This window comes from Nonomuraea sp. NPDC002799, from assembly GCF_053592075.1.
The window spans coordinates 1-10,246 of sequence record NZ_JBSFVA010000087.1 but is presented as its reverse complement, the minus strand read 5'-3'; the positions used below and the strand labels follow the sequence as shown (position 1 = coordinate 10,246).

The following is a 10,246-nucleotide window of genomic DNA, read 5'->3' as shown; positions in this document are numbered from 1 at the left end:
TCGGTTGGTCGGGGTCGGCCGCGACCGCTTCCAGCAGCCGGACGAACAGCGCTCCCATCGCCTCCACCGACACCCGATCGAACAGATCGACGGCGAAGCAGATGTTCCCGGTGAGCGCCGAGGCGCCGGGCACGTCCCGCAGGTTCAGGATCAGGTCGAACTGCGCGGCGGTGATCTCGACGTCCATCTCGCCCGCCCACAGGTCATCGGCCTCCACCGCGCCCCCGGCGTCGTCCTGGGCGAAGGTGAACATGATCTGGAACAGGGGGGTGCGGCCGGCGTCGCGGGCGGGTTTGAGTCGTTCGACGACGTGGTCGAAGGGGACGTCCTGGTTGGCGTAGGCGTCGAGTGTGGTGGTGCGGACCTGGGCCAGGAGCTGGGTGAAGGTGGGGTCGCCGGTGATGGTGGTGCGCATGACGACGGTGTTGACGAAGAAGCCGATCAGGTGGGCGAGTTCTTCGTGGGTGCGGCCGGTGACCGGGGTGCCGATGGCGATGTCGCGCTGTCCGGACAGCCGGGCCAGCAGGAGCTGGAAGGCGGCCAGCAGCACCATGAACGTGGTCGATCCGGTGGCCTGGGCGAGGTCGCGGATCCCGGCGGCGGTGGACGCGGGAACGGTGAACGGGATGTACGCGCCGTCGAAGGACTGGACCGGTGGGCGGGGGCGGTCGGCGGGCAGTTCCAGGATCTGCAGATCGGCCAGGTGTTCTTCCCAATAGGTCAGCTGCTGGGCATACCCGCCGTCATCGGCCCAGCGCCGCTGCCAGTGGGCGTAGTCGCCGTACTGCACCGGTAGCGGCGGCAGGTCGTGACCGCCGTAGGCGGTGGTGAGCTCGCGCCAGAACACCCCGTCCGACCAGCCGTCGCAGGCGATGTGGTGCAGCACCAGACACAGGACGTGCTCGGTGGGGGACAGGGTGAACAGGGTGGCGCGCAGTGGCGGCCGGGTCAGATCGAACGGCCCGGCCCAGTGCTCGTGCAGGACCGTGGCAAGCTCGCCTTCATCGATCGGCACCACCGGCAGGTCCACCGGCGCGGGCGGGTCGATCAGCTGCACTGGTTTGCCGTCGCGTTCGACGTAGCGGGTCCGCAGCACCTCGTGCCGGGTGACCACCTGCGTCAACGCCTGACGCAGCGCCGGCACGTCCAGGTCACCGGACAGCCGGTAAGTCATCGGCACGTTGTAGACCGGCGAATCCGGCGCCATCCGCCACAGGAACCACAACCGCTCCTGCGCGAACGACAACGGCAACCCACCACCGTCACGCACCACCGGCTCAAGGGCGGGCCGGGCGGCGGCGGCGTACGTCTCGATCGTGGCGGCCATGGCCGCCACGGTGTTCGCCTCGAAGACCTTGTGCACCGGAAGATCCACACCGAGCGCGGATCGAAGGCCGAAGATGAGGCGGGTCGCCAGCAGCGAGTGACCGCCCAGGTCGAAGAAGTTGTCGTGGATCCCGATGGGACCTGCGTGCGGCAGCACCTCCGCCCACACCTCGGCGACCTTGAGCTCCAGCGGGGTGCGGGGGGTCTCGATCTCCGTGCGCGTCGTCTCATCGGCGCCCGGATCCGGGAGAGCGGCCCGATCCACCTTGCCACTGACGGTCCGGGGCAGCGACGGCACCAGGACGAAGGCGGCAGGACGCATGTAGGAGGGCAGCCGCTCGGCCGCCGAGGTGTGCAGCCGGTCGCCGCTCACGGACTCGGGGTCGCGCGGCACGACGTAGGCGATGATCCGGTGCCCTCCGCCCCCGACGGCTCTGGCGTGGATGAAGACGTCCTTGACCTCGGGACTCTCACGCAGTGCCGCCTCGATCTCCCCCGGTTCGACGCGATAGCCGCGGATCTGCACCTGGTCGTCGTCCCGGCCGACGAACTCGACGCTGCCGTCGGCGAGCCAGCGCCCCCGGTCGCCGGTGCGATACAGCCGTGCGCCCGGGGTGGCGGCGAAGGGGTCGGGCACGAAACGATCGCCGGTCAGCGCCGGCCGGTCGGCATAGCCGCGGGCGATGCCGTCGCCGCCGATGTACAGATCGCCGATGGCGCCGATGGGAACAGGGCGGAAGGAGACGTCCAGCACGTGGATGGTGGAGTTCGCGATCGGCCCGCCGACGGGCACGATCCCGGAGCCGGTCGCCACGACCGCCTGCACGTCGTACACCGAGCTGTCCACCGTGGTCTCGGTGGCGCCCCACGTGTTGATGATGCGCGTGCGGTCGTCGAACGCCGACAGGACCAGAGCGGTGTCGGCCGTGTTGAAGGAGTCCGACCCGGTGACGATCAACCGCAGCCGGGGCAGCGTCGTGCGGGTGCGCGTCAGCTGCTCGGCCAGGTTGACCAGCACGGGAGGGATGCACTCGAAGCCGTCGATCCGCTGCTCGCGCAGCGTCTCGGCCAGCGCCGCCGGATCGAGCGCCAGCGTGCGTTCCCCGATGACCAGGGTGCCGCCGAAGCTCAGGCTGCGCACGATGTCTCCGACGAACACGTCGAAGGAGGGGCTGGCCGTGGTGAGCCAGCGACGCAGCGCGCGGTGCTCCTGCCCGGCCGACCAGGCCTCCCGCCAGTTGGTCAGCCCCCTCCTGGTGATCATCACGCCCTTGGGCTTGCCGGTCGAGCCGGAGGTGAAGATGACGTAGGCCAGACCTCCCGGCGGTGCCGTACGGCTGGGCCGGTCGGCAGGCTGCGCCGCGATCAGCTCCGCGTCCTCGTCGAGCCTGACCGACTGCCACGATCCGCGCCCGCACCTGGCGTCCAGACCGGCGTCGGTCAGCAGGACCGTCGGAGCGGAGAGCGCCAGCATGTCGGCCAGGCGGGCCACCGGCTGCTCGCCATCGATGGGCACGAAGGCGGCGCCGGCCTTGAGCACGGCGAGCGGGGCGATCACCATGTCCGCGCCGCGTGCCACGCAGACGGCCACCCGCTGCTCGGGACCGCAGCCCAGGCGTTGGAGCAGGTGGGCCAGGCGGTTCGCGCGCTCGTCCACCTCCCGGTAGGTGAGTTCGAGGTCTCCCCAGGTCAGCGCGCACTCGTCAGGGTGCTCGGCGGCGTGCCGCTCGAAGTGCTCTTCGACGCTGATGTCCGGCTCGTAGCGCAACTCCGTGGCATTCCAGCCGCCGATCCGCTCCCGCTCCCGGTCGGCGATGGACGATTCGAGCTGCGACAGCGGCAGATCGGGATCGTCGCCGATGCGCCGGACGAGCTCGCGGAAGTGGCCGGCGATCCTCGCGATGGTCGCCGGTTCGTACAGATCGATGTTGTACTCGACCTCCCCCGACATGCCGTCGGCCGAGTCACGGAGGCCCAGGGTCAGGTCGAACGGGCTGGTGATCAGCTCACTCCGCCCGCGCTCGGCCGTGAGGGCGGCCAGCGCGACGGCAGGCTCGTCGGCAGCGGTGAAGTTGTCGAAGGTGAACATGATCTGGAACAGGGGGGTGCGGCCGGCGTCGCGGGCGGGCTTGAGTCGTTCGACGACGTGGTCGAAGGGGACGTCCTGGTTGGCGTAGGCGTCGAGTGTGGTGGTGCGGACCTGGGCCAGGAGCTGGGTGAAGGTGGGGTCGCCGGTGATGGTGGTGCGCATGACGACGGTGTTGACGAAGAAGCCGATCAGGTGGGCGAGTTCTTCGTGGGTGCGGCCGGTGACCGGGGTGCCGATGGCGATGTCGCGCTGGCCGGACAGCCGGGCCAGCAGGAGCTGGAAGGCGGCCAGCAGCACCATGAACGTGGTCGATCCGGTGGCCTGGGCGAGGTCGCGGATCCGCGCGGCGGTGTGCGCCGGGATGGTGAACGGGACGTGCGCGCCGTCGAAGGATTGCACGGCCGGGCGGGGGCGGTCGGCGGGTAGTTCCAGGATCTGCAGGTCGGCCAGGTGTTCTTCCCAGTAGGTCAGCTGCTGGGTGTATTCGCCGTCGTCGGCCCAGCGTCGCTGCCAGTGGGCGTAGTCGCCGTACTGGATGGGCAGTGGCGGCAGGTCGTGGCCGTGGTAGGCGGTGGTGAGCTCGCGCCAGAACACGCCGTCCGACCAGCCGTCGCAGGCGATGTGGTGCAGCACCAGGCACAGGACGTGCTCGGTGGGGGACAGGGTGAACAGGGTGGCGCGCAGTGGCGGCCGGGTCAGATCGAACGGCTCGGCGCTCTGCTCGTGCAGGGTCGCGGTGAGCGTGTCTTCATCGGGGACCGCCACCACTGGTAAGTCCACGGGCGCGGGCGGGTCGATCAGCTGCACGGGTTTGCCGTCGCGTTCGACGTAGCGGGTCCGCAGCACCTCGTGCCGGGTGACCACCTGCGTCAACGCCTGACGCAGCGCCGGCACGTCCAGGTCACCGGACAGCCGGTAAGTCATCGGCACGTTGTAGACCGGCGAATCCGGCGCCATCCGCCACAGGAACCACAACCGCTCCTGCGCGAACGACAACGGCAACCCATCACCGTCACGCACCACCGGCTCAAGAGCATGCGACTTCCTACGCCGGTGGAGGCGCTCCAGGAGCAATGACCGGCGTTCCGGCGACAGCTCCGCCAACCTCTGAACTGTGTGAGACATAGAGATTCCTCAAGGACGCGCGGATCAGGAGTTGTGCAGGAGGTGCTGTACTTCCTCTTCGGACAGCGATTCGAGGTCGCCGAGCGCGTCGCCGAGATCGGCGAGCTGGATCTCCACCTGCTCGGCGACGTACTCGGCGAGCAGGTGAACGGTCGCGGTCCGCAGAACGTCACGCACCCCGAGCACGATGCCGAGCTCGCTCTGGAGACTGAAGGTCACCTTGACGGCGGCGAGTGAGTGGCCGCCGAGGGTGAAGAAGTTGTCGTGGACGCCGATCTCGGGGCGGTGCAGGACATCTGCCCAGATGTCGGCGATGAGCCGTTCGAGGGGGTTGCGCGGTGGCACGTGGGGAGCGGGGGCGTCGGTGGTGTCCGGTGCGGGCAGGCGATGCCGGTCGATCTTGCCGTTGGGGTTCAGCGGTAGCCGGTCCAGCACGATCAGCGTGGCGGGCACCATGTATTCCGGCAGATGGCTGAATGCGTGCGCGCGGACGCGTGCCGGGTCGATGGCGTCCTCGCGGGGCTGGAGGTAGGCGACCAGTTGGACGGGCCCCTCGGCGGGGCGGTAAGGGGTGACGACGCAGGCGGCGACGTCGGGATGGGCGGCGAGCACGCTCTCGATCTCGCCGGGTTCGATACGGTGGCCGCGGATCTTGACCTGGTGGTCCATCCGGCCGAGGAACTCCAGGGTTCCGTCGGGCAGCAGGCGGGCCAGGTCGCCGGTGCGGTAGAGCTGCCGGCCGGGAGCGGCGGGGTCGGGGATGAAGCGTTCGGCGGTCAGGCCGGGACGTCTCCAGTAGCCGAGGGCGACGCCGGGGCCACCCAGGCAGAGCTCACCTGGTGCCCCGATGGGCGCCTGCCGGCCGTCCTGGTCCAGGATCCAGGCCTGGGTGTTGGCGATGGGCCGGCCGATCCGCCCGCTGGTGGCGGTCGCGGTCACCGGCGCCCAGGTGGAGATGGTGGAGACCTCGGTCGGCCCATAGGCGTTGTACACCTCGGTCCGGCCCGCCCCCAGCGCGATGGCCGCGTTCCCCGGGTTGAGGGCCTCGCCGCCGGTGTAGAGCTGCTCGACGGTCGCGAAGGCGTCAGGCTGTTCGGCGATGGTGCCGTTGAACAGCGCGGTCACGACGACCATCGTGGTGATGCCCTCGGCGCGGACGAGCTCGGCGAAGCGGGCCGGCGCCAGGGAGACCTCGGTCGGCACGATGACCACTTGGCCGCCGTTGAGCAGCGGGGCCCACAACTCGAACAGATGCGGATCGAAGCTGGCACTGGCCATCTGGCCGCTGACCGTCCGCGGCGTGAGCCGCACGTAATCGGTCTCGCAGCCCAGCCGGATGATGCCACGATGCGGCACCATCACCCCCTTGGGCCGGCCGGTGGAGCCGGAGGTGTACAGCAGACAGGCCAGGTCATCGCCGCCGGCGACCGGCCGGCCGACGCGCTCGGTGGTCTCGGGCACCTCCTCGATCGGTACGGCCAGCCGGCCGCTCATCGGCAGCGCCGCCAGCAGCGGCCGATGGCCCACCACGATCCGGACGTCGCTGTCGTCGAGCATGAAGGCCAGCCGGTCGGCCGGATAATCCGGATCGAACGGCACGTAGGCGCCACCCGTGCACAGAATGCCCAGCATGCCGACGACCAGGTCAGCCGACCGGTCACAACACAGGCCGACCGCGTCACCTCTGCCGACCCCGAGACCGCGCAGTTCGACCGCCAGTGCCTCCGCCCGGCTCATCAGCTCGGCGTACGTCAGGCGCACCTCCCCGGAGACCACCGCCACCGCGGTCGGCCGCTGTTCAGCCTGCTCGGCGATCAGGTCGGCCACGGTGCGGTCGAGGGGAGCGGGCCGGGCGGTGTTGTTCCAGCGCTCGATGAGCGCACGCTCGCCCTCGGGCATCAGCGGCGTGTCGGCGACGGGCCGGTCCGTCTCGTAGGCGAGGGCGCGCAGCGCGGCGTGGTAGTAGTCCCAGATCCTGGAGACCTGCTCTTCGCGCAGCTTGTCGGTGTGGTAGTCGAGAACCTGCAGCAGCTCGCCGGAGAGCGGGTCGCGCAGGAAGCCGCACACGAGAGTGAAGTTGGTGGGCTCGACCCGCATGCTGGGCGAGATGTGGTTCGTCTGGCTGACGAGGGAGATCTCTCCGGCGCCCAGGACCTGGCCCAGGACGTGGAAGTGGTTGTACACGAAGTAGGTCTCGTACAGTTGCTCGTTCCCGGCGATCCGCTGCAGCTCAGCCGACGGGTAGCGCCGGTGCGGCAGCAGCTCCTGCTCCTCCGCGAACACCTGGCGGGCCAGGTCGGCCCAGCTACCTCCGGCGGCGCTCACCCGGAACGGCAACGAGTTGAGGAACAGGCCGCGCGCGTCGGTTCCCCCGGTCACGGCCGGCCGGCCGTTCTGCGTCACCCCGGTGATCACGTCCCGCCGGCCGGAGACGTACTCCAGGACCCGGACGTGCGCGGCGAGCAGGACGCTCTTGAGCGGCACCCCCAGCCGGCCGGACACCTCCTCCAGCCGCAGCCGCAGCGGGCGCGGCAGCGTGGTCTCCCGCGAGCCGTAGAAGTGCGCGCCGGCAGGCGCTTCGACCGCGGGCTCGACCTCGGTGTCCGACGGCCAGCGGGGGATGACCAGCCGGTTGGCGTCGCGCAGCTTGCCGACCCAGTACGCCTTCTCCGCCGCGTCCCCGATCGTCTCCAGCTCGTCCTTGATGAAGTCGCGGAACGACACGACGGGAGCCGGCGGCGGCACGGCCCCGGGGTCCTTCAGCAGCGCGAGGTAGCGCTCCAGGATCTCGGCGATGGTGGAGTTCAGGCTCCAGCCGTCCAGGATGGCGTGGTGCTCCACCAGCGACCACTGGAAGGTCTCGTCGCTGCGAAGATGGATGAAGAACCGCAGCAGCGGCGCCTTCGTCAGGTCGAAGTTCTCGGCCCGCTCGGAGGTCATCAGCTCGTCGAGGACCCGCTGCTGGTCCAGCTCACTCAGGCCGCTGATGTCCTCCACCACGATCGGCAGGGTCGCTTCGCGGTGGACCAGTTGCAGCAGCTCGCTGTAGCCGCTCAGGTGGAACGACGTCCGCAGGACCGGATGGCGAGCCACGACCTGCTGGACGGCCGTGCGGAACGCCGTCTCCACGAACGGCGCCCGGACGTGGAAGCTGTCGAAGTTGAGGTAGAGGAGCCGGCTCCGGTCCTCCTCCATGTGGAAGATCATTCCCGCCTGCAGCGCGGCCAGCGGATAGGCGTCCACGACGTCGGCCGGCATGCGGTCCCGGTCCGCCGCGGACACCAGGCTGAAGGCCTCGGAGGCGCTTCGCTCGGCGGTCGTGCCCTGCGTTTCCCTGGCCAGGGCCGCGATCGTCCGGAGCTGGAACAACTGCTGCAGGGTGAAGTCCAGCCCTTTCTCGCGTGCCAGGGCCAGCACCTGGAGGCTGCGGATCGAGTCGCCGCCCAGGTAGAAGAAGTTGTCGTCGACCCCTACACGGTCCAGGTCGAGCACCTCCGCCCAGACCTCGGCCAGGATCCGCTCGGTCTCGGTGCGCGGGGCCACATAGTGATCACGCAGCTCCGGCCGCTCTGCTCCCGGCTCCGGCAGCCTGTCCCGATCGACCTTGCCGTTGCCGGTGAGCGGCAGCTCGTCGAGGAAGAGCGTCGCCGCCGGAATCATGTAGGCCGGCAGTCGCGCGCTGAGATGCTCCAGCAGCTCCTCGACGGTCAGCCGATCATCGGATGGGACGACATAGGCGATCAGCCGGGCGTCCCCTGGCTCGCCGTGGGTCGTGACCACGCAGCCACGGACCCGGGGGTGGGCGGTCAGCACCGCGCCGATCTCGCCGAGCTCGATGCGGAAGCCGCGGATCTTCACCTGGTCGTCGTTGCGGCCGAGGAACTCCAGGGTGCCGTCGGGCAGCCGGCGCGCCAGGTCGCCGGTGCGGTACAGGCGACTTCCTGGAACGGCGGAGAAGGGATCGGGGACGAATCGCTCGGCGCTGGTGGTCGCGCGGTTCAGGTAACCCAGGGCGACGCCCCGGCCGCCCACGTACATCTCTCCCGGAACACCGAGGGGAGCGAGCTCGCCGTACGCGTCCAGGACGTGCACGGTCAGGTCGGGAATGGGGCGGCCGATGGGACTGCGGCTGCCCTGGAGCGTCGCCCGGGTCAGCGGGCAGTAGGTGACGTGGACCGTCGTCTCCGTGATGCCGTACATGTTGACCAGCCGCGGGCTGTCCTCAGCGTGCCGTTCCCACCAGCGGGACACCGTCTCGACGTCCAGCGCCTCGCCGCCGAAGATGACCGTTCGCAGAGCGAGCGGCCGGGGCCGGCTCTCGTCCGCGGCGGCGAAGCTCCGGAAGGCCGCCGGCGTCTGGTTCAGCACCGTCACGCCCTCACGGGCGACGAGCTCGTAGAAGGTCCCGGCGTCGCGGCTCTCCCAGAACGGCACCACGACCAGCCGCCCACCGGTGGTCAGCGCGCCCCAGATCTCCCACACCGAGAAGTCGAACGCGGCCGAATGGAACAACGTCCACACATCCGCCGGCGAGAAGCCGAACCACTGCCGCGTCGCATCGAACAGGCCCACCACGTTGTCGTGGGAGACGAGGACGCCCTTGGGCCGGCCGGTGGATCCGGAGGTGTAGATGACGTAGGCGGGATCGTGCGGGCGGCCCGCCGGAGGGGCGAAGCCCGGCGTGGGGTGGTCCGGGAGGTCGCCGAGGGGGACGGGGTGCTGGCCTTCGGCGAGCGGGAGGGCGTCGAGGAGTTGCCGGCGGCCCAGGACGATGCGGACGTCGCTGTCGGCGAGCATGAACGCCAGCCGGTCGTCCGGGTAGTCCGGGTCGAGCGGCACGTAGGCGCCACCCGCGCGCAGGATGCCGAGCATGCCGATGACCAGCTCGGCGGAGCGGTCGCAACACAAGCCGACGAGGTCGCCGGGCCGCACGCCGCGGTGCACGAGGTGCTCGGCGATGGCGTCCGCCCGCTGGAGCAGCTCACGGTAGGTGACGCCGGCGCCGTCAGCGGTGATGGCGATGGCGTCGGGGGTCTGCTCAGCGCGCTCGGCGACCAGATCGTCCAGGGTGCGGCTGTTGGGCGTGCGGGCGGGCTGGTCGTTCGACCAGTGCCGCAGTTGCCGGTGCTCGTCGGCGGGCAGGCTGCTGACGCTGGTGAGCGGGGCGGCCGGGTTGGTCAGGGCGTGGTCGAGGAAAGTCAGCCAGTGCTCGATGAAGCGGCTGATGGTGCCGGGGTCGTAGAGGTCGGTGGCGTATTCGACGTCGAGCCACATGCGGTGGCCGGCGGTCAGGACGCTGAAGGTGAGGTCGAATTTGGCGGTGCCGGTGTCGATGGGTTCCCAGGTGGCGTGGAGGTCGGGGCCGAGTGGCCATTGGTCGTGTTCGAGGTGGTGCAGGCCGAAGACGGTTTGGACGAGGGGGGAGTGGGAGAGCTCGCGTTCGGGGGCGAGCGCGTCGACCAGGGTTTCGAAGGGGGTGTCGGCGTGGGTTTGGGCTTGCAGGACGGTGTTTTTGGTGGTGGTGAGTGCGTGGGTGAAGGTGGTGTGTGGGTCGTGGTGGTGGCGGAGGGGGAGGGTGTTGATGAAGAAGCCGATGAGTTTTTCGAGTTGGGGGTGGGGTCGTCCGGCGTGGGGGGTGCCGATGATGAGGTCGTTTTGGCCGGTCCAGCGGGACAGGACGGTGGTGAAGGCGGTGAGGAGGATGTG

The 10,246-nt window shown here is 70.0% G+C and carries 2 protein-coding genes; both read right to left on the bottom strand.

Annotated features, from left to right (window positions below; all coding sequences use genetic code 11):
- A partial coding sequence (locus tag ACWD0F_RS51140; protein ID WP_449890292.1) for an amino acid adenylation domain-containing protein occupies positions 1-4,435 on the bottom strand: 4,435 nt, incomplete at its 3' end.
- Positions 4,436-4,564: 129 nt separating this feature from the next.
- A partial coding sequence (locus tag ACWD0F_RS51135) for an amino acid adenylation domain-containing protein (RefSeq protein ID WP_449890291.1) occupies positions 4,565-10,246 on the bottom strand: 5,682 nt, incomplete at its 5' end.